The organism is Streptomyces sp. NBC_01515 (genome assembly GCF_045040345.1).
Lineage (GTDB): Bacteria > Actinomycetota > Actinomycetes > Streptomycetales > Streptomycetaceae > Streptomyces.
On record NZ_CP109416.1, the window covers coordinates 9300752 to 9320896 of the forward strand.

The 20145-nt window shown below is 70.1% G+C and carries 16 protein-coding genes; 10 read left to right on the forward strand and 6 right to left on the reverse strand.

Features of this window, described 5'->3' with window-relative positions; translation table 11 throughout:
• Positions 1-12: 12 nt before the first annotated feature.
• Together OG407_RS41495 and OG407_RS41500 are read right to left on the reverse strand one after the other, a co-directional pair.
• Positions 13-750, reverse strand: a complete 738-nt coding sequence (locus OG407_RS41495; protein ID WP_405865438.1) for a YoaK family protein — start codon at positions 748-750, stop codon at positions 13-15.
• 147 nt (positions 751-897) lie between these two features.
• Positions 898-1863 (reverse strand): LysR family transcriptional regulator, encoded by a 966-nt coding sequence (locus tag OG407_RS41500; protein ID WP_405865440.1) that lies wholly within the window; start codon positions 1861-1863, stop codon positions 898-900.
• Between the two features lie 186 nt (positions 1864-2049).
• Between OG407_RS41500 and OG407_RS41505 the strand changes: the two genes are divergently transcribed.
• Positions 2050-3978: an amidohydrolase gene (locus OG407_RS41505; RefSeq protein ID WP_405865442.1), complete on the forward strand. Its 1929-nt coding sequence runs from the start codon at positions 2050-2052 to the stop codon at positions 3976-3978.
• Between the two features lie 35 nt (positions 3979-4013).
• Here OG407_RS41505 and OG407_RS41510 read toward each other — a convergent pair whose 3' ends face one another.
• A complete protein-coding gene (locus OG407_RS41510) occupies positions 4014-4208 on the reverse strand; it encodes a hypothetical protein (RefSeq protein WP_405865444.1) in 195 nt (64 codons plus the stop codon).
• On the opposite strand from OG407_RS41510, the gene OG407_RS41515 reads away from it, so the two are divergent.
• The 4 genes from OG407_RS41515 to OG407_RS41530 all read left to right on the forward strand — a co-directional run bounded on the left by OG407_RS41515 (position 4198) and on the right by OG407_RS41530 (position 9184).
• Positions 4198-5739: an MFS transporter gene (locus tag OG407_RS41515; protein ID WP_405865446.1), complete on the forward strand. Its 1542-nt coding sequence runs from the start codon at positions 4198-4200 to the stop codon at positions 5737-5739. The two genes, OG407_RS41510 and OG407_RS41515, sit on opposite strands and share 11 nt — an antisense overlap.
• 85 nt (positions 5740-5824) lie before the next feature.
• Complete coding sequence (locus OG407_RS41520; protein WP_033281666.1) at positions 5825-6073, forward strand: Atu4866 domain-containing protein; 249 nt, start codon at positions 5825-5827, stop codon at positions 6071-6073.
• Between the two features lie 12 nt (positions 6074-6085).
• A complete protein-coding gene (locus OG407_RS41525; RefSeq protein ID WP_405865448.1) occupies positions 6086-7633 on the forward strand; it encodes a Na+/H+ antiporter in 1548 nt (515 codons plus the stop codon).
• 153 nt (positions 7634-7786) lie between these two features.
• A complete protein-coding gene (locus OG407_RS41530) occupies positions 7787-9184 on the forward strand; it encodes an amidohydrolase family protein (RefSeq protein WP_405865450.1) in 1398 nt (465 codons plus the stop codon).
• A 77-nt stretch (positions 9185-9261) separates the two neighbouring features.
• On the opposite strand, the gene OG407_RS41535 is transcribed toward OG407_RS41530, so the two are convergent.
• Together OG407_RS41535 and OG407_RS41540 are read right to left on the reverse strand one after the other, a co-directional pair.
• Positions 9262-10359, reverse strand: coding sequence for a glycosyl hydrolase family 18 protein (locus OG407_RS41535; protein WP_405865452.1), 1098 nt, complete (start codon positions 10357-10359; stop codon positions 9262-9264).
• A 107-nt stretch (positions 10360-10466) separates the two neighbouring features.
• Complete coding sequence (locus OG407_RS41540; RefSeq protein ID WP_405865454.1) at positions 10467-11297, reverse strand: GntR family transcriptional regulator; 831 nt, start codon at positions 11295-11297, stop codon at positions 10467-10469.
• Between the two features lie 134 nt (positions 11298-11431).
• Here OG407_RS41540 and OG407_RS41545 point away from each other — a divergent pair, with 134 nt between their 5' ends.
• The 5 genes from OG407_RS41545 to OG407_RS41565 all read left to right on the forward strand — a co-directional run bounded on the left by OG407_RS41545 (position 11432) and on the right by OG407_RS41565 (position 17085).
• Positions 11432-12817 (forward strand): ABC transporter substrate-binding protein, encoded by a 1386-nt coding sequence (locus OG407_RS41545; protein WP_405865456.1) that lies wholly within the window; start codon positions 11432-11434, stop codon positions 12815-12817.
• Positions 12818-12822: 5 nt separating this feature from the next.
• Positions 12823-13788 carry a carbohydrate ABC transporter permease gene (locus OG407_RS41550; protein ID WP_405865458.1) on the forward strand — a complete coding sequence of 322 codons (966 nt, stop codon included), beginning with the start codon at positions 12823-12825 and terminating at the stop codon, positions 13786-13788.
• Between the two features lie 155 nt (positions 13789-13943).
• On the forward strand, positions 13944-14846 hold the full coding sequence (locus OG407_RS41555) for a carbohydrate ABC transporter permease (protein WP_019058936.1): 903 nt from the start codon (positions 13944-13946) through the stop codon (positions 14844-14846).
• Positions 14843-16090 carry a 6-phospho-beta-glucosidase gene (locus tag OG407_RS41560; RefSeq protein WP_405865461.1) on the forward strand — a complete coding sequence of 416 codons (1248 nt, stop codon included), beginning with the start codon at positions 14843-14845 and terminating at the stop codon, positions 16088-16090. Before OG407_RS41555 ends, OG407_RS41560 begins: the two co-directional genes overlap by 4 nt.
• Positions 16090-17085, forward strand: a complete 996-nt coding sequence (locus OG407_RS41565; protein WP_405865463.1) for an N-acetylglucosamine kinase — start codon at positions 16090-16092, stop codon at positions 17083-17085. Before OG407_RS41560 ends, OG407_RS41565 begins: the two co-directional genes overlap by 1 nt.
• Before the next feature lie 878 nt (positions 17086-17963).
• Here the strand turns inward: OG407_RS41565 and OG407_RS41570 are convergent.
• Positions 17964-19829: a glycoside hydrolase family 76 protein gene (locus tag OG407_RS41570; RefSeq protein ID WP_405865465.1), complete on the reverse strand. Its 1866-nt coding sequence runs from the start codon at positions 19827-19829 to the stop codon at positions 17964-17966.
• Positions 19830-20145: the final 316 nt, after the last annotated feature.

The window sequence follows — 20145 nt, forward strand, 5'->3', positions numbered from 1 at the left end:
CGGTGGGTCCGTTCACAGCGGCTTCGTCCAGGACGCGTCCGAGCGGGTCAGGACGAACGCCGTGACGGAGGCCGCCACCAGCAGCACCGCCGCGAACAGCAGGGGCAGCGCCCGGCCGCCGTGTTCGACCGTGACCGCACCGGCCAGACCGCCGGCGAACATCGCCGCGGCCGACAGCAGTCGGCGGCCGACCTTGCTGCCCTTGCCGCCCGCGAGGCGGCTGTCCGCGGCGACTCCGGTGATGGTGAGCGTCAGGACGGTCGTGGTCAGGTCGGGTACGGCCAGGGAGCGGGCGGTGGCGTTCTGCACGCCCATCGCCAGGCCGAGGAGGGCGATCAAGGAGTACTGGACGGCCGTGGTCACGTGGGAGATGTCGGCGGTCTGCGCTACGACGTACGCCGCCAGGACCAAGGCCGTCTCCAGCAGCAGCGCCAGGTGCAGGACCCGTCCTCGGTGGGCGCCGGCCCCGTGTGCGAGCCGGCCGCCGAGCAGGGCGCCGAGGGCGAACGCGGCCAGTGCGGCGAGCGAGGCGGCCAGGGAGAAGCCGGCCGCGCCGGCGATCGCGAAGCCGGAGAAGACGACGTTGCCGGTCATGTTGGCGACGAAGACATGGCCCAGGACGAGGTAGCTGAAGGCGTCCACGAGTCCGGTCACCAACGTGAGCGCGAGCATCAGGGGAGGGAGCGGGCCGTGCCGGTCCTCCATGTCGGGGACGACCGTGGTCCACGCGTCGCGCAGTACGGCAGACATGGCATTGCTCCCATTCGCTGGACGTCACCCGGTTTCCCGGCTTCCTCTTCCGGTTCCGCTCTCTCTTCCGAGCGTCGCGCCATGGGAGCGGTACGTCCAACATATGGATACGGGTGCAGCGATCTCCTGAACCGATCGATCAGCTTCCTAAACGGATCGATCGGCCTCTTGGACCGGTCCATCGGCCCGGTCCCTGATCGCGTGCCGCTCCACCACTTCGAGGAACGCCGCCGCGGCCGGTGCCAGCCGCTTGCTGTCGTGGACCGCGCAGATGGTGTGCACCGCCGCCTCGTCCGCGATACGGAGTGCGCGGGCGCCGTACGGCAGGGCGTCCCGCAGGCTCGTGCCCGGCGCGGAGTCGTCGACCACCGACGACCGCGGTACGACCGTCACGCCGATGCCCCGTGCCGCCAGCCGGATCATGTCCTGTATCTGGCCGACCTGGAAGTGCTGGCCGGGTTCCACCCCGGCGCGCGCGAAGGCGGCCTCCACCTGGCGGCGCAGGCCGCTGCCCCGGGTGAACTGGATGAGCTGGTGGCTCTCCGGAAGGTCGGCGAGGTCGACGGTGTCGCGGTCCGCCAGGGCGTGACCGGCCGGCACGATCAGCACCAGCGGGTCGACGGCCAGCACCAAGTGGTCGAGCCCTTCCGGGACTTGACGCGGGCCGAGGCCGACGATCGCGATGTCGAGGTCCCCGGCCAGGACGGCGGCGGCCATCTCCGCGCTGGGTGCGTTGGTCACGTGGAAGTCGATGCCCGGGTAGCGGGCGTGGTAGTCGGCCATCACCTCGACCAGGTCGACCGAGGAGGCCCGCGTCTGCACGAGTCCGAGGCGCAGCCGCCCGCGCCGCAGCCCGGACAGGGCGTCGAGCGCGGCCCGGGCGGTGTCGACGTCGGCGAGGATGCGGCGGGCCAGCGGTTCGAGGAGCTCCCCGGCGGCCGTCAGCCGTACGGAACGGCTGGTACGGCTGAACAACTGGGCTCCCACGTCCTTCTCCAGCCGGGCGATCTGCTGGCTCAGGGCGGACTGGGCGACGTAGCAACTGGCCGCAGCCTGCGTGAAGTTGCGGGTCTCGGCGACCGCGAGGAAGTACTTCAGGTGCCTCAGGTCCATCCCGCGCTCATCTCCCTGCGCATCCCGCCGCCCATCTCTCTTGGCGATTGATTTGAGCGGAACCATGTGTTGGACCGATCCATTGTCGCAGACCTAGCGTCGGACGTGTCGCCGGACGACCGTCACCGAGGCCTCCTCCGGCCTCCCCTCGCCTCCGCCTCCGCCTCTCCGCTCCGAGGAGCCTCCATGTCCAGCAGCACCATGCCTGCGGGCACCATGCCCGTGGGTGGCATACGCCCCTACGACGGGGTCCAGCACCCCGCCCAGCTCGTCGTCCGCAACGCCCGCATCCACACCGGCGACCCCGCCCGCCCGGCGGCCTCCGCCGTGGCCATCACCGACGGTGTCTTCACGGCCGTCGGAGACGACGCGACCGTCGCCCCGCACATCGGCCCCGCCACACGCGTCGTGGACGCACTCGGGCGGCGCGTGATTCCCGGGCTCAACGACTCCCATCTGCACGTCATCCGGGGCGGGTTGAACTATCTGCTCGAACTGCGCTGGGACGGCGTACGGTCCCTGCGCACCGCCCTGCGGATGTTGCGGGAACAGGCCGAGCGCACGCCAATCGGGCAGTGGGTGCGGGTGGTTGGTGGCTGGACCGGGGAGCAGTTCGCGGAGAAGCGGCTGCCGACCGTGTCCGAGTTGAACGCCGCCGCGCCCGACACCCCTGTGTTCGTTCTGCACTTGTACCAGTCGGCGATCCTCAACCGGGCCGCCCTGGAGGCCGTCGGCTTCACGCGCGACTCGCCGAATCCGCCCGGTGGCGAGATCGTGCGCGACTTCGCGGGCAACCCCACCGGTGTGCTGCTGGCCGCGCCCGCCGCCGGGCTGCTCTACTCCACCCTCGCCAAGGGACCGATCCTCGCCCCCGAGGACCAACTCGGCTCCACCCGCCACTACTTGCGCGAGCTGAACCGCTTCGGCATCACCAGCGCCATCGACGCGGCCGGCGGTTTCCAGAACTTCCCCGACAACTACGCGGCCGTCACCGAGCTTGCGGAGCGCGGGGAGTTGACGGTCCGGATCGCCTATCACCTCTTCCCGCAGACCGCCGGGCAGGAACTCGACGACCTGCGCCGCTGGATCGGCATGGTCAGCCCCGGCGACGGAGACGCGTGGCTGCGCTGCAACGGCGCCGGCGAGAACCTCGCCTGGTCCCCGGCCGACTTCGAGAACTTCGCCGAGCCCCGCCCCCAACTCACCGCCCGCGCAAGGGAGGACCTCGACGCGGCGGCCCGGCTGCTGCTCGACAACGGCTGGGGTTTCCGGCTGCACGCCACCTACGACGAGACGATCCGCCAGGACCTCGACGTCTTCGAGAAGATCGCCGCGGACGGCGGATTCCCGGACGGGACACGGTGGTTGTTCGACCACGCCGAGACCGTCAGCCGGAGCAGTCTGGACCGGATCAAAGCCCTCGGCGGCGCCGTCTCCGTGCAGAACCGCATGATGTTCCAGGGCAAGGCCTTCATCGACCGCTACGGCGCCGAGCGCGCCGCGACCGCGCCCCCGATCCGGGCCATGCGCGACACCGGTCTGCTGGTCGCCGCCGGCACCGACGCCACCCGCGTCTCCAGCTACAACCCATGGTTGTCCCTGTCCTGGCTGGTCACCGGCCGGACCATCGGCGACACCCTCCTCTACCCGGCCGAGAACCGCGTGGACCGTTCCACCGCCCTGGAGATGTACACCAGCGCGGGCGCCCACCTCACCGGCGAGGCCGATGTGAAGGGCACCATCACCGAGGGCAAGTACGGCGACCTGGCCGTGCTGTCCGCCGACTACTTCTCCGTCGCCGACGAGGACATCGACCGTATCGAGGCCCTGCTCACCGTGGCCGGCGGCAAGGTCGTGCACGCCGTCGGCGAGTACGAGAACATCGCCGCCCCGCTGCCGGAGATCAGCCCGGCCTGGAGTCCGGTGGCCCGTTTCGGCGGATTCCAAGCCGCGTCAGAGGTGCCCGGTGCCCGACAGGCCCGCGCCTTCGTCGACGCCGCCGCCGACTCCGAAGAGCAGCGCGCCTGGCGCGACCGGCGCGGCGACTTCGACCGAGTACCGCTGGTGCCGCACCAGGTCGGCGGCGCGCTCGACCCACTCGACGGCTGCTTCTGACCGGCCGCTGGACCGGTCCCACGGCGGGTCCGGTTTTACGGTGGCTTGGTGGCCCGACCGGCACTGAGCTGCCGTACCTTCTTCTCGACCGACCGCACACCTCGCTCCGGGAGCAGCAGCATGAGCGCGAGTACGACGACGGGGAACAGCGCGGGGTCCTCCTCGGCCTGGGCGCCGTTGGGGCGGCCGGTGTTCCGGGCGCTGTGGATCGCCCAGTTCGTGTCGAACACCGGCACCTGGATGCAGACCGTCGGCGCGCAGTGGCTGCTGCTCGGGCACGGGGCGACCATGGTGACGCTGGTCCAGACGGCGTCGAGTCTGCCGATCGTGCTGCTGGCGTTTCCCTCGGGCGTGCTCGCCGACCGGTTCGACCGGCGCGGGCTGCTGCTGGTGGCGCAGGTCGCGATGTTCGCCGTGTCCGCGGTGCTGACCGTGCTGGCCTTCGCCGACGCGCTGTCCGCCGTACCCCTACTGGCCCTGACCTTCCTCCTCGGCTGCGGGACCGCCCTGATGGGGCCGTCGTGGCAGGCCATCCAGCCGGAACTGGTGGAGCGGGACCAGTTGGGGCAGGCCTCCGCGCTGGGCGCGGTGAACATGAACCTCGCGCGGGCGGTCGGTCCGGCGCTCGGCGGCGTCGTGGTCGCGGCGGCCGGCGCGGGCTGGGTGTTCGGCTTCAACGCGGTGTCATTTCTCGGGATCGCCGCGGTACTGGTGTTGTGGCACCGCCCGAAGACCACCGTCCCCGCCGCCCAGCAGGAACGGCTCCTGACCGCGGTGTACGCGGGCCGCCGCTACGTTTGGAACGCTCCAGGCATCCGCCGCGTCCTGCTGCGCACGGCCTTGTTCATCCCCGGCGCGGCGGCGCTCTGGTCCCTGCTGCCCCTCATCGCCGCGGACTCCCTCGGACTGGGGTCGGGCGGCTACGGCCTGCTGCTCGGCGCGGTCGGTGTCGGCGCGGTGGCGGGCGCGTTCGCGCTGCCGTGGCTGCGCCAACACCTGGGTATCAACGGCATCTTGGCCGCCGGCGCCATCGTGTTCGCCCTCGTCCTGCTGGTCCTCGCCACCGTGCACGTCACCTGGCTCGCGGTCCTCGTGCTGCTGCCCGCCGGGGTGGCCTGGATCGGCGTCCTGTCCACCCTCAACGCGGCGATTCAGACCCGGCTCCCCGGCTGGGTCCGCGCCCGCGGCCTCGCCGTCTACCTGCTGGTCTTCCAGGGCGGCCAGGCTCTCGCCGCCCCCGTGTGGGGCGCCCTGGTCCAATGGCTCGACCTGACCACCGCCCTCCTCATCGGCACCGCCGTCATGCTGCTGAGCGCGCTCAGCCTCTACCGATGGCGGCTCTACGGCATGGAAGGCATCGATCCCACTCTCTCCGACCACTGGCCGACCCCGCCGCTGGTCTTCGTGCCCGGCCCCTCCGACGGCCCGGTGCTGGTCTCCGTCGTGTACCGCGTCGCACCGGACGACAGCGCGGCGTTCATCGACGCCATGGAACGTGTCGCCCAGTCCCGCCGCCGTACCGGCGCCATCACGTGGGGCCTCTTCCAGGACGGCAACGAACCCGGCCGGTTCATCGAGAACTACCTCGTCGGCTCCTGGGCCGAGCACCTCGCCCAGCACCACAACCGGCTCACCGCCACCGACCGGAGCTTCGAGGATCGCGCCCGCGCCCTGCTCCTGCCCGGCACCGCTCCTGAGGTGACCCACGCCTTCGACGCCGCCGTTGGACCGGTCCTGCCCACCTCGGAGAAAGCTTCCTGAAGACCTGAAGACCTGAAGGTGGGTGCTGGACACCCAGGAGAGGTGTGGCCTGGTTACCCGTGTGCGGGAACGCGACCGTGGAGCCATGAACACGAACGCAGCACCGCACCCCTTCGTCGGCATGTGGGTGACCGCCGACGGGCACATCCGGCAGGAACTCCTCCCGAACGGCCGCTACGACGAGGCCCGCGGGAACCGGCAGAGCGCCTACACCGGCAGTTACACCGTCACCGGCGACCACATCGACTACGTCGACGACACAGGCTTCACCGCCACCGGTGACGTCCGCGACGGCGTGCTCTTCCACGAGCACCTCGTCCTGTACCGCGCGTAACCCGGTACGGCCATGGACAGCCTCGAACTGATCGTCGCCGTCGCGGCCGCCGTCCTGCTGATGGGCTGGCTGTCGCGGCGAACGGGTCTGAGCGAACCCCTGTTGCTGCTCGCCGTGGGATGTCTCGTGGGGCTGACGCCGTCCTTCTCGTCGTTCGCGCTGTCCCCGGACGTCGTCCTGTTCCTCTTCCTCCCCGCGCTGCTGTACTGGGAGGCGCTGACCTCCTCGGTGCGGGAGATCCGCAACAACTTCCGCAGCATCGCGCTCCAGTCCACCGGGCTGGTCCTCGCCACCGCCGTCGCGGTCGCCGTCGTGGCCCACGCGCTGGGCTACGGCTGGCCGATCGCGTTCGTCCTCGGCGCCGTGCTCGCCCCGACGGACGCGGCGGCCGTCGCCGCTGTCGCCAAGGCGATGCCGCGCCGCATCCTGACCGTGCTGCGCACCGAGAGCCTCCTCAACGACGGGACCGCGCTGGTCCTGCTCGCCGTGACCATCGACGTCGTCACCGACGAGCACCCCTTCTCCTGGTCCGGCACGGCACTCGCCTTCGTCGCGTCGTACGGCGGCGGCATCCTGATCGGCGCGGCGATCGCGCTGCTCCTGATCCCGGTCAGGCGCCGGCTGCCCGAGCCGCTGCTGCACAGCGTGTTGAGCGTCGCGACCCCCTTCCTCGCCTATCTGCCGGCCGAACTCCTGCATGTCTCCGGGGTGTTGGCGGTCGTCGTCTGCGGTCTGGTGTCCGCCTGGTTCGGGCCGCGCGTCATCGGGTCCGAGGCCCGTATCCAGGCCGTCGCCTTCTGGGAGGTGGCGAGTTATCTACTGAACGGCGCCCTGTTCGTCCTCGTCGGCATCCAACTACCGGCTGCGGTAAGGGCGTTGACCTCGGTCTCTCTCCTGCGGGCGACGGTCGCCGCCCTCGCGGTGAGTGTCGCGGTGCTCGGGACGCGGCTGCTCTGGTTCTACTCGGTGCCCTATCTGGTACGGCTCCTCGACCGGCGCCCCCAGCAGCGGGACCGCCGGATCACCGCCCCGCAGCGGCTGCCGCTGGCCTGGGCCGGGATGCGCGGCGCCATCTCGCTGGCCGCCGCGCTGACCGTGCCCGCGACCACCGCCGAGGGCCGGATCGTCGGGCAGCGGGACGCCGTCGTGTTCATCACCGCGGTCGTCATCGTCGTCACCCTCACGTTCCTCGGGCCCACCCTGCCGGCCATGGTCCGCCGGGCCCGCTTCCCGGCCGACGAGGACAAGAGCGCCGAACTCACCCTGGCCCGCTGCCGGTTGAGCAGCGCCGCGCTGGACGCCATGCCGGCGCTGGCCGAGCGGTTCGGGGTCGCCGAGGAGGACACCCTGCGCATGGTCCAGGACATCGAGGACCGCACGGCCCCCGCACCCGGCTCCGCGCACCGCCGCGAGAGCGTACGGCGCCTCCAACTCGCCCTGCTCCAGGTCAAACGCGACACCCTCACCGACCTGCGGGACAGCGGCCGTATCGACGACATCGTCCTGCGGGCGGTCCAGGAAGTGCTCGACGCGGAGGAAGTCCGGCTGGGGCGGCCGTAGGCGGTAGGGGGCGAAGGCCGTCCTGGGTGCGGCGCACCTAGGGAAACGGCGGCCTGGTTGCCGTACGGACGCGGATCGAATCTTGGACCACACGTCACCCGACATCACCACACGCCACTCGACGTCACCGAAGTCATCCGAAAAGGGGCTCTCATGAACGCCAACGCCAACGACACCACCTGCGCCGGCCTTCTCGACCAGCTGCGCCGTCAGTCCGCCGACCCGAGCCGGCGCATCCTGTTCACCGGCGCGACCATCGTCACGATGGACCCGGAACTGGGCACAGTGCAGGGCGACTTGCTCGTCGAGGGCGACACCATCGCCGCGATCGGGCCGGACCTGTCCGCCGACGGCGCGGTGGTCGTCGACGCCTCCGGCACGATCCTCGCGCCCGGTCTCGTCGACACCCACCGGCACGCCTGGGAAGCCCAGTTGCGCCGGATCATGCCCGACGTCGACGACCTCGGCGGCTATGTGATGGCCACCCTCGCGGGTTACGCCACCGTCTACCGGCCCGAGGACATGCACGTCGGCACCAGACTCGCGGCGCTCACCGCGCTCGACAGCGGCATCACCACCATGCTCGACTTCTCGCACAACTCCCGTACCCGCGAGCACTCCGACGCGGCGATCGCGGCACTCCGCGACACCGGCATCCGCGGCGTCCACGCCTCCATGGGCCCGCACTTCGGCGACTGGGACCGCCAGTGGCCGGCCGACCTGAACCGCCTCAAGGGCCAGTACTTCAGCAGCGACGACCAGCTCCTCACCCTCCGCCTGGCCACCCTCGCCACCGACGAGATCGCCGGACCCGCCCTCGCCTACGGCCCCGAACTCGCCCGCGCCGCAGCCGACTTGGGAATAGGTGTCAGCGTCGACGCGGTCTTCGGCGCCTCCGGTTCGGAAGCCGTGCTGTCCTGGGCGAAGCACGGCATCCTCGGCCCCGACGTCACCCTGATCCACTCCACGGGTCTGACCGTCGAGGCGTGGAAGGCGATGGGGGAGTCCGGTACGACGGTGGCCCTCGCGCCCACCTCGGACGCGCAGATCGGCCTGGAGACGGCGATCCCCGCGGTGGACGAGGCCCTTGCGGTCGGCATCCGCCCCGGACTGAGCATCGACGTCGAAGTCGCCCTCGCCAGCGACCTGTTCACCCAGATGCGGGCCCTGCTCGCGATCCAGCGGATGCGCGCGGTCAACGCCGCCTACGGCACGGGTGGCGAGCTGTCGCGCATCACCACGTACGACGTCCTCGACTTCGCCACCCTCCAGGGCGCCCGGACCAACGGGCTGGGCGATGTCACCGGTTCGCTCACCGTCGGCAAGAAGGCGGACCTGTTGGTCGTCCAGGCCGAGGACCTCAACAACATGCCGCTCAACGACCCGATCGGGACACTGGTGTTGGGCTCCGACGCCCGCAACATCACCGCCGTGTTCGTCAACGGGCAGCCCCGTAAGTGGGACGGTCAGGTGCTCGACGTGAACCTTCCCGAACTGCGGGCCGAGGTCGCCGCTTCTCGCGACCATGTACTCAACACGCCTGCGAAGTAGGGGGAGTTGAGAATGAGCGCGCGTTGATGCGGCGGGCACCCGAACCCGAGGGTGCCCGCCGCATCAGCAGGGGTGGGTCAGTTGGAGAACCAGGGGTTCCCGCCGCCCAGCGACCACACCGACACCTTGGTGACGCCGAGGCCCTTGAGGACCGCGAGCTTGCGGTCCATGGCGACGCTGTCGACGTAGTCGTAGAGGACGCCGCCGGAGACCCAGCGGATCTCGCCGGAGGAGGCGTCCCGGCGGCTTTCTATGGTCGCCGGGTTGGAGGAGAAGCCGGGGCTCTTCTTCATGTCGCTGAACTGGATGTTGCCCGTAACGGAGTTGAGGTCGCACGGGTCGGGCGCGCTGTAGCCGTAGGAGGGCACGCCGATGATCAGGCGGCTGGGGTCGGGGATCTTGCTCTGCGCGTACTGGGTGACCTTCTTCAGCCAGTCGTAGGGGCTGATGGGCAGGCAGCGGGCGCCGGACGCGGTGTCGAACTCCTCGTCGTAGGCCATGATCACCACGTCGTCGGCGCCGGTGGCGGCCACGGCCGCGTAGTCGTAGAACGAGGCGTCCTCGGTCATCGCCGGTGCGTCGACCTGGAGGCGTTTGCCCTTGGCGTGCAGGGCGGTGGCCAACTGCTTGAGGAACGTCTTGTAGTTGGTGAAGTCGGCGGTGCTCCAGGACCAGTAGTCCTCCAGGTCTACGTCGACGCCGCTGAGCCCGGCGTCGCTGACCAGGGAGGTGACCTTGGTGACGGCCGCCGTACGGGTGCTGCTGGTGCTGACCAGGGCGTGGACGTCGGCGGTGGTCATACCTGAGAGGGTCGGGTACTGGTACGTCGAGTGTGCCTTGAGGTCGGCGACGTTGGCCGCGCTGTAGGTGTTGCAGCTGCCGTCGGCGGTGGTCTCCAGTTTCACCGAGCCGTTGCTCTGGACCGACCAGTACTCGGGGTTGAGGGCGCCGCTCTTCACCCTGTTGTCGGCGTACTCGCTCTTGGCGGTGCAGGTGGAGTCGCCGGTCGACCCGGGGTAGAGCCAGGTCTGGAGCTGGACGCCCGAGGTGGCGGAGGCTGCGGTGGTGGCGGAGCCGGAGGCGGTGGTGTCGGCCGGGACCGAGGCCGTACAGGCGAGCAGTGTGGTGACCGTGGAGGCCACGACGCCGGTCACGGTGAGTGCGTGACGGAACATGAGCGGTCCTTTCTGGTGGGGAGGGGCGGGTCTTTCGGGTGAGGAGGGCGTGCGGGACCGCCGCGTCGGCCGACGGGCCGGCGCGGTGAACTGGTGGGTGAGGGTGGCTAGTTGCTCCAGTAGGGGTCGAAGACCAGGGTGTCGGCGCCGGGGACGGTGGTGGCCGCCGACCAGGAGCCGTCGACGACGCGTCCGCCGTCGGGCCGGGCCGCGAGCGACAGCCTGGTGAAGATGCGGTAGCGGTCGCCCCGGTAGACGGAGCGGGTGAACTCGACGACCCGGCCCGTCGCGTCGCGCGCCGCCCGTTCGAAGAGCAGGGCGGGCGTGTGCACGGAGACGCCGAGGAGTTCGGCCTCCCACTCGTCGACCACGGTCGGTTCGATGCTCTGCGCGGCGTCGGTCAGCAGGATCTCGTAGCGCTGTCCGAGCAGCCGGTAGAAGGAGTCGGTCTCCAGGTCACGGGCGGTCAGTCCGGGGACCAGCGCGTGCGGCACGTGCAGGGTCTCCACGCACATCGGGTCGCCGTCCACCGTCCGCAGCCGGAGGATCCGCAGGATCTGCTCGCTGGGCGCGATGCCCAGCCGACGGCCGATCCGGGGTCCCGCGGCGACGGTCTTGAAGTCCAGGGTGCGGCTCGCCCAGGTGCCGTCCACGCCGCCGACGCCCAGGCCCTGCGCCTGCCCGGGCACGGAACCGCCGAGGTGCTGGGCGACCTTGGCGCGGGCGACGAAGACCCCGCGCCCGTGCTCCCGCACCAGCAGACCGTCACGGACGAAGTCGTCGACCACCGCGCGCAGGGTGGGGCGGGAGACCCCGAGTTCCTCGCACAGTTGCCGTTCGCCCGGGAGGGGGCGGCCGGGCCCGGTCTCCTCGACCAGGTCGAGGAGGTGGGTGCGGATGCGTTCCCGCTTCTCCCAACGGCTCTCACCGCTGACCATTCCTACCAACTTTCCATACCGGTGGTCATTTTTCTCGCGGTCTACTTCAGAAACGCTTGCTTGACAGTGCCCAAATGGTGCCCCAACATGTGCCCACTGGTCAATAAGTGGTAAGCGAAATCGCCGGAGGTTCCATGTCCGAGTCCCGTGGCGGACCCGTCACCCGTACCACCCGTACCCCCCGCCGCGCCGCCCGCCGTACCGTCGCCGGGTCGCTGCTCGCGGTCACGGCGCTGCTGGCCGCAGCATGCACCACCGGCGGTGCCACGTCGAAGGCGGACACCGGCGCCGACGACACCACCCCCGTCACCATCACCTTCTGGCACGGTCTCAGCTCCCCGCACGAGATCGCCTCGGTCGACGCGGTGCTGGCCAAGTTCCACAAGGAATACCCGTACATCACCGTCAAGGCCGTCGCCGCCCAGACCGACGACAAGGTCAACCAGGCCATCCGCGGCGGCACCGCCCCCGACGTGGCCTCCTCGTTCAACGCCGCGAACGTCGGCGGCTGGTGTTCCAGTGGAGCGTTCCAAGACCTCACCCCGGACATCAAGGCCGACCACGTGGACATGAGCCAGATCCCGAAGGCAGTCCAGTCGTACACCGCCTTCGAGGGCAAACGCTGCACGATGCCGTGGCTCGCCGACACCTTCGGCCTGTACTACAACAAGAAGCTGTTCGCGAAGGCCGGCATAACCTCCCCGCCCAAGACCATGTCCGAACTGGCCGCGGACGCCAAGAAGTTGACCACCTTCAACGCGGACGGCTCGATCAAGACCGCCGGGTTCATGCCCTACCTCGGCGCCTACGAGATGCTCACCGAGCACCTGGTCCCCAGCTGGGGCGGCAAGTGGCTCACCGCCGACGGCCAGTCCAATGTCGGCGGCGACCCCGCCTTCGCGCAGGCGCTGACCTGGCAGAAGAGCCTCGTCGACTGGCTCGGCGCGAAGAAACTCGTCACCTTCAAGTCGGGCATGGGTGACGAGTTCTCCGCCCAGAACGCCTTCGAGACCGGCAAGTTGGCCATGATGGTCGACGGCGAGTGGCGCAACGCGTTCATCAAGAACGACAAGGCGGACATCGACTACGGCACCGCGGCCGTGCCCGCCGCCGACGGCAAGTCCCAGCTCTACGGCGCCGGTTACGTCGGCGGCAACGTCATCGGCATGCCGCGCGGCGCCAAACACCCGGGCGCGGCCTGGAAGTTGATCAAATTCCTCACCACCGACACCGACGCGCTGACCACCCTGGCCGACGCGATCGGCAACGTCCCCACCACCACGGCCGCGCTCGACTCGCCCTCGCTAGGCCTCTCCAAGGACCCCGACTTCGCCCCGTTCCTTGAGGTCTACAAGAACCCGCTCACCACCACGACCCCGGCCAGCGGTGACGGCGGCGCCTATCTCACCAACTTCGGTCACTTCGTGGAGAAGTGGCAGAGCGGCGGCGTACCCGACCTGAAGGCAGGGCTGGCCGCGGTCGACAAGCAGAACAACGCCGCGCTCAAGCTGGGGCAGTGACCGTCATGGCCACCACCCAACAGATCACCCAACTCCCGCGCGCCACGGCCCCATTGAAGGCCCGGATGCGCCGCAACCGGCTGCGCGTCCTGCTCTTCCTCGCCCCCGGCCTGGTCGGCTTCGCCGTCTTCCTGATCTACCCCTTGCTGATGACGGTCTGGCTGTCCTTCACCAACTCGAACATGATCTCCCAGGCCCAGTTCGTGGGGCTGCGCAACTACCGCTACCTGTTCGACGGCGACCCGCTGATCTGGCACGCCGTCCGCAACACCGCCTGGCTGGTGGTGATCATGGTCCCGGCGCAGGTGCTCTTCGCCCTCGGCGTGGCCATGGTCACCGCCCGGCTCAAGGCCGGGGCGAGCCTGTTCCGCACCCTGTTCTATCTGCCCGCACTGGCTCCGCCGGTCGCCGCGACCGTCGCCTTCGTCTGCATGTTCAACCCCAACTCCGGCCCGGTGAACCGGATTCTGGGCCTGCTCGGCATCCACGGCCCGCTCTGGTTCAACTCGCCGGACTGGTCCAAACCGGCCCTCACCCTGCTCGCCCTCTGGGGCAGCGGCACGATGATGGTCATCTTCCTGGCGGCACTCCTCGAAGTACCCGCCGAACTCTACGAGGCCGCCGAGCTGGACGGCGCCGGCCCCTGGCACCGCTTCCGCTACGTCACGCTGCCGACGATCTCCCCGGTCGTGCTGTTCGCGGCCGTCACCGGGGTCATCGCCGGACTCCAGTACTTCACCCAGGCGATGGTCGCCTCGCAGGTCGCCAACGGCAACATCCAGCCCGCGCCCGGCTATCCGGACGGCTCCACCCTCACCTTCCCCCAACAGCTCTACATCGCCGGCTTCAACCAGTTCCACGCGGGCTACGCCTGCGCGCTGGCCGTGGTGCTCTTCGTGGTGGCGATGGCGTTCACCGTCGTCCTGCTCCGCCGCGCCTCCGGCTTCGACATCGAGGAGTCGCCACGATGACGTACGGCTTCGAGACCTTCCGCATCGAGGAGTCACCGCGATGACGTACGACGCCGAGATCCTCCGCACAGAGGAGTCGCCACGATGACGTACCGCTTCGCCCATCGGGAAGTCGCCACGCCCGCACGGGACTTGGCCACCGGGGAGCCGCCACGATGACGACGACCTACGCCCCGGCACCCGCCCGGCAGACCCGCGCCGCCTCGCCCCACCGCGCCGCGCGCGGCCGGGCCGGCCGCCGCAGGACCCTGATCTGGATCGCCGAACACGCCATAGCCGTCGGCCTGGCCTGCGCCTTCATCGGCCCGATCGTGTTCATCTTCCTGACCTCGGTCATGACCGACGGCCAGTCCCTCACCACCAGCCTGTGGCCCCACCACTGGCAGTGGTCCAACTACCGCACGGTCTTCTCCACCGCCCCGGTCGGCACCTGGCTCCTCAACACGGTGATCTACGCCGTCGCCGCCACCGCGACCACCCTGCTCTCCAGCGTCCCGATCGCGTACGCGCTCGCCCGGTTCCGCTTCAAGGGCCGCAACACGGCGTTCCTCTGCGTCATCACCATGATGATGCTGCCGCCCCAAGTCCTCGTCATCCCCATGTACTTGATGTGGGCGAGGCTCCATCTCACCGGCACCATCTGGCCGTTGGTGCTCCCGTCCCTCTTCGGGGACGCCTTCTCGGTGTTCCTGCTCCGTCAGTTCCTGCTCACCGTCCCCGAGGACTATCTCAACGCGGCCCGTATCGACGGCTGCGGCGAACTCCGCGTCCTCACCCGGGTGGTGCTCCCGATGATGCGCCCGGCGCTCGTCGCGGTCGGCCTCTTCGCCTTCTTCAACGCCTGGAACGACTACTACGGCCCGCTCATCTACACCGGCGAGACGCCCGCCCACTGGACCCTGGCCCTGGGCCTGGCCACCTTCAAGACCTCCCACGCCGTGCAGTGGAACCTCACCATGGCGGCGACCCTCATCGCGATGGCGCCGGTGATCATCGTCTTCTTCTTCGCACAAAAGGCCTTCATCGAGGGCGTCACACTGACAGGAGTCAAAGGTTGAAGATCACCGTTGTCGGTGGCGGTTCCACGTACACCCCCGAACTCATCGACGGATTCGCCCGGTTGGGCCTCCCCGTCACCGAGATCGCCCTGGTCGACCCCGACCCGGACCGGCTCGACGTCATCGCCCCGTTCGCGCGCCGCATCCTGGCCCGCCAGGGCAGCTCCGCCAAAATCACCACCACCGCAGATCCGGACGCCGGCATCGACGGCACCGACGCCGTCCTCTTCCAGCTCCGCATCGGCGGCCAGGCCGCCCGGCACGTCGACGAGACCTTCCCGCACGAGTGCGGCTGCATCGGTCAAGAGACCACCGGCGCAGGCGGGTTGGCCAAGGCGCTGCGCACCGTCCCGGTCGTCCTCGACCTCGCCGAACGGGTCGCCAAGCGCGCCCCGAACGCGTGGATCGTCGACTTCACCAACCCGGTCGGCATCGTCACCCGCGCCCTACTGGACGCCGGACACAAGGCAGTCGGCCTCTGCAACGTCGCCATCGGCTTCCAGCGCACCTTCGCCGACTGGCTCGGTGTCGACCACGAGCGCGTCGCCCTGGACCACGTCGGCCTCAACCACCTCACCTGGGAACGGGCCGTGCGGCTCGACGGCGTCGACGTCCTCCCGCGTATCTTCGACGAACACGGCCAGGCCCTCGCCGACCGGCTGCGCATGCCGCTGGACGTGGTCCGCAGGCTGGGCGTCGTCCCCTCCTACTACCTGCGCTACTACTACGCCCACGACGAGGTCCTCCGCGAGCAGCTCAGCGAACCCTCCCGCGCCCAGCAAGTGGCCGAGATGGAGGGCGACTTGCTCAAGATGTACGCCGACCCGGCCCTGACGGAGAAGCCCGCCCTGCTGGACAAGCGCGGCGGCGCCTACTACTCCGAGGCCGCCGTGCAACTGGTGCACGCCCTCACGGCAGACACCGGTGACGTCCGCGTGGCCAACGTCCGCAACAACGGCACCCTGCCCTTCCTCCCCGACGACGCCGTCATCGAGGTCCCGTCCCGCATCGACGCGCGGGGCGCAACTCCCTTGCCCGTCAAGGCCGTAGAGCCACTCTTCGCCGGACTGATCGCGCACGTGACGGCCTACGAGGAACTGGCCCTGGAGGCAGCCCTGCACGGTGGAGTCGACCGCGTCGCGACGGCGCTGCTGGCGCATCCGCTCATCGGTCAGGTCAAGGTGGCCGAGGAGTTGGCGGCGAAGCTCGTCGCCGCCAACCGCGAACACCTGTGGTGGGCCTGATGAAGACAGGCCTGCTGCTGGCCGTCGACGGCGGCAACTCCAAGACGGACGTTGCCGTGTTGAGGACGGACGGCACGATCCTGGGCCGTGCGAGAGGCGGCGGCTTCCGCCCGCAGGCGGTGGGCGTCGACGCGGCGATGGACGTACTCGCGGCCCTGCGCGCCGAGGCGATGGCGTCGGCGGGAGTGGCGGCCGACGTCGAGGTGGACGGCATCACGGCCTTCCTCGCCGGGGCCGATCTGCCGTACGAGACCAAGGCGTTGCGCGAGGCCGTCGGCGCCCGCCGCTGGGCGGTGACCCAGCGCGTCGACAACGACTCCTACGCCGTTCTGCGCGCCGGCGCCAGCCGCCCCTGGGGCGTCGGCGTGGTCTGTGGCACCGGCATCAACTGCGTCGGCGTCGCCCCCGACGGCCGCACCACCGGCTTCGCCGCGCTGGGCGGGATCTCGGGGGACTGGGGCGGCGGCATCGACGTAGGCACGTCGGCGCTGTGGCACGCGGCACGGGCGGAGGACGGCCGCGGCCCGCGAACTGCCCTTCGCGCAGCGGTAATTGACCACTTCGGGTTCGCGACGGTCGCCGACGTCACCGCGGCCCTGCACCAGGGTGACCTCCCCGCCATCCGCCTCAGTGAACTCTGCCCGGCGGTGTTCGCGGCCCGCGACGAGGGCGACGAGATCGCGACCGAACTGGTGGAGCGCCTCGCGGCGGAGATAGCGAGAATGGCGGTCACGGTCCTGTGCCGCCTCCAACTCGCCGTCCCCCCGGACCTCGAAGTCGTCCTGGGCGGCAGCGTGTTGGCCGCCGGTCACAAGGCCCTCCTCGACGACGTGGAACACAGGCTCACGGAGGCGGTGCCGGGGGTTCGGCCGGTGGTGTGCACGGATCCGCCGTTGCTCGGGGCGGCCCTGGCCGCGCTGGACTCGCATCCGCGAGCGGAGCCGGGGGCGGAGGCGCGGTTGCGTGCGGGGTTCCGGGGGAGCGGGGGTTCCTGATCCGGTACGGCCGGGTGGGCGGGGGCTGGGGGTGTGAGGTGCCGGGGTCGGGGTCGGCCGGGTGGTGTGCGGGGATCCGCCCGGGTCGCTTTGGACCCGCGCCTGCGCCCCGGGCCTGGTGGTAGGCGGTTCGTGATCCGGTTTGACCAGGTGGACGCCGGTGACGCGAGGTGTCGGGGTCCGGCCAGTGGTGTGCGTGAACGTGCCCCGGTCGCTGGGGTCTTACGTCCACGTCCACGCCCGGGCCTGGCAGCCGGTGGTTCGTGTTCCGGTTCGACCGGGCGGGCGCTGGTGGCGCGGGGCGTCGGGGTCTGGCGAGTGGTGTGCGGGGACCCGCCCCGGTCGTCCCGGTCTTGCGCCCGCGCCCAGAACCGACGGTCGGCGGCCGGCCGCGTGCAGGGCTCACGGGAGCGGCGGTTCATGGTCCGGTGCAAGCTCACGGGCCCGGTGCCACGCGTCGGCCCCGGTCCGGCACTCCCCGCGACCGGCGTCCGATCGCGGGCCGGGTCCCGGGGGACCGGCAGCCCGTGATCCGGCACGATCACACTGGACCGGTGTATTCCGCGCGTCGTCTCGCCGACGCGGTACCGATCGCCGCGCACCCGCACCCGCACCCGCACCCGCACTCGCACCCGCACCCGCACGCGGACCCGCACCCGCATCCGCACCCGCACCCGCCACCGGGTGACCGTCCCGAGGCGTGCGCGACCACCCACGCCCCGCGACGACCACCCATGCCCCGGCCCGACCCACCCCCGCGCCCGGCCCGGGACTCCGCACTACGCCGAGCCCCGCCCCCGCACTACGCCCACCCCCCGAGCCGCATCGCATACCCCGCATGATGCAACTCCCCACCCCGCACCCCCCGCACCCCCCGCTCAGCTCCCCGCCGCAGCGCTCAGCGCTCCGAGCGTGCTGGCCTGCGTACGCCAGTCGGTCTGGTTCGGGCTGGTGCCCGCCCAGCGTTCACCGAGGGCATTGAGCGTGGACCGGTCCAACGCCCACAGGGTGTCGGCCTGCTTCTGGATGTAGGCCCGGTAGGTGGTGGAACCGGTCGCCTTCGCCAGGTCGGCGAAGTTCCGCATGAAGATGCCCTTGAACTGCTTCTGGTTGTCGTCGCAGGACGCCGAGCCGACATCGCAGGACTCGGTCAGCACTCCGCCCACCGTCAGCTGCGAGTTGCTGATCGCGGCATCCGCCAGCGTGCGCGCCGTGGTCAGCATCGAGGTGTCACCCGTCGTCTTCCACAGTTCCGTGAAGGCGCCGATGGCCAGGCCCTGGTTGTAACTCCACACGGTGGAACCGTTGTTGGCGCAGGACGACGAGAGACCGTCGTTCACCAGACCCGCGGAGTTGATCATCCCGCTGGCCTTGTACCAGGCGGCCGACGTCTTCGCCCGCTGCAGCCAGACCGTGTCACCGGCGATGCGCTGGTGCAGCGCGGTGGTCAGCCACAGGTACTGCCCGTTCGTCACCGCGTTCTTGTAGGTCCGCTCGCGGTCCCACCACACGCCGCCGCCGCAGGTGCTGGTGTCCCAGTACTGCTGGATGTAATTGGCAATGGTGACGGCCTCGTTGAGATAGCGCGCGTCGTGCGTGTAGTCGTACGCGTCGATCCACGCGATCGCCCACCACCCCGAGTCGTCGATCGACCGGCTGATGAAGTCGCCCTCGATCGCGTCCGAACTGCGCGTCCCGGCCGGGAAGACGCCCTTGTTCTGGTCGAAGGTGCGGGCGATGACCCAGTCGTAGTCGTGCGTGCCGGTCGTCTTCGCGAAGTCGATGACGGAGGTGAGGGTCGCCGCCGAGTTCCACCAACTGCTGGGCCACCAGCCGTTGTAGGGGTCGTACGACGTCATCAGCGCGTCGGCCGCGGCGCGCGCCCGGGTGGGCACCGGCCGGTACCAGGCCGTGCAGCTGCCCTCGTTGTGGCTCGCCTCCCGGCCGCACGCGCGGACCGCCCCGCCGTAGAGGAGACCGCGCGGGTCGCGGGCGGCGTACATCGCGGTGCGGGTCGTGGTCGCTCCGGACGGGGTGCTCGTACGGCCGAGGGAGGAGCCGTCCGGCCAGGTCGAGCCGCCGTCCCAGGAACGGTCCAACCAGATCTCGTCACCGGCGCCACCCGTGTCGATGCTTCCCCAGGCCATGGAGTTCTTCTGGTCGACGTGCAGCCGAATTGTGCGGCCGTAGAGGGTGGTCGAGGGGATGGGCTGGTCGTCGCCCGCCGCCTGGGCCGCGCTCGTGCCGTCGCAGACCGTGTCGCAGACGGTGGGGTAGACCCAGTTCGTGCAGCCGACGCCGGCCGCGTCGCCGCAGGCACGGACGAGGCCGCGCTTGTGGTTGCGCGGGTCGGTGATGTTGTACATCAGCGTCCTGGTGCCGGTCCATGTGCTCGGGACGCTCGCCTTGCCGAGCAGGCCGTCCCAGGTGGCGCCGCCGTCCCAGGAACGGTCCAACCACACCGCGTCGCCGGTCGTGCCGTTGTCGATGCTGGCCCACGCCATGTCGTCCGCGTCGGACACATGGAGCCGGACGACCCGTCCGTTGAGCGTCTTGTCCGGTACTGGAAACGTTTCCTGTTTGGCCTGCGAAGGGTCGAGCGTGTCACAGGCCAGGACGCACACCTGGGTTGCGGCGGACGCCGGCGACGCGATCGGGACAAGCGCCACGAACGCGAGGGCGGCCGTCAGCAGTAAGCTGAGGAACCGTGGTCTGACAACGATGTCGACGTCATGTAGGGACACCGGTACTCGCCTCGATTTCACGATGGGGGACGCTGGGTGTGAATGGATTCAGCTGTGGATCAATGGTCCATACCTCTACCCGTCCTCGACGCAGTGAACCGGCTTGGTGCGGCCCTGTCAATGTCCTAAGGTGCGCTTTTTACGCGGGAGTTGAGGGCTGTCGCGATGGGTTGACACCCGTTCTCCCGGCGCCCATCATCGGTGCGAACTTCGGCGAGTCATCTCGCGTACCCGTTGCTCTTCCACTCTCAGGCCCCCGCGGTCGATCGGTTTGAATCGATTCACATGCCTGGTTGTCCAGTTGAGCGGCTGGTTC

What these genes read in the sequence shown, in the direction of transcription:
- OG407_RS41495 (WP_405865438.1), bottom strand. Translation starts at nt 750, where the DNA reads ATGTCTGCCGTACTGCGCGACGCGTGGACCACGGTCGTCCCCGACATG.
- OG407_RS41500 (WP_405865440.1), bottom strand. Translation starts at nt 1,863, where the DNA reads ATGGACCTGAGGCACCTGAAGTACTTCCTCGCGGTCGCCGAGACCCGC.
- OG407_RS41505 (WP_405865442.1), top strand. Translation starts at nt 2,050, where the DNA reads ATGTCCAGCAGCACCATGCCTGCGGGCACCATGCCCGTGGGTGGCATA.
- OG407_RS41520 (WP_033281666.1), top strand. Translation starts at nt 5,825, where the DNA reads ATGAACACGAACGCAGCACCGCACCCCTTCGTCGGCATGTGGGTGACC.
- OG407_RS41525 (WP_405865448.1), top strand. Translation starts at nt 6,086, where the DNA reads ATGGACAGCCTCGAACTGATCGTCGCCGTCGCGGCCGCCGTCCTGCTG.
- OG407_RS41530 (WP_405865450.1), top strand. Translation starts at nt 7,787, where the DNA reads ATGAACGCCAACGCCAACGACACCACCTGCGCCGGCCTTCTCGACCAG.
- OG407_RS41535 (WP_405865452.1), bottom strand. Translation starts at nt 10,359, where the DNA reads ATGTTCCGTCACGCACTCACCGTGACCGGCGTCGTGGCCTCCACGGTC.
- OG407_RS41540 (WP_405865454.1), bottom strand. Translation starts at nt 11,297, where the DNA reads ATGGTCAGCGGTGAGAGCCGTTGGGAGAAGCGGGAACGCATCCGCACC.
- OG407_RS41545 (WP_405865456.1), top strand. Translation starts at nt 11,432, where the DNA reads ATGTCCGAGTCCCGTGGCGGACCCGTCACCCGTACCACCCGTACCCCC.
- OG407_RS41550 (WP_405865458.1), top strand. Translation starts at nt 12,823, where the DNA reads ATGGCCACCACCCAACAGATCACCCAACTCCCGCGCGCCACGGCCCCA.
- OG407_RS41555 (WP_019058936.1), top strand. Translation starts at nt 13,944, where the DNA reads ATGACGACGACCTACGCCCCGGCACCCGCCCGGCAGACCCGCGCCGCC.
- OG407_RS41565 (WP_405865463.1), top strand. Translation starts at nt 16,090, where the DNA reads ATGAAGACAGGCCTGCTGCTGGCCGTCGACGGCGGCAACTCCAAGACG.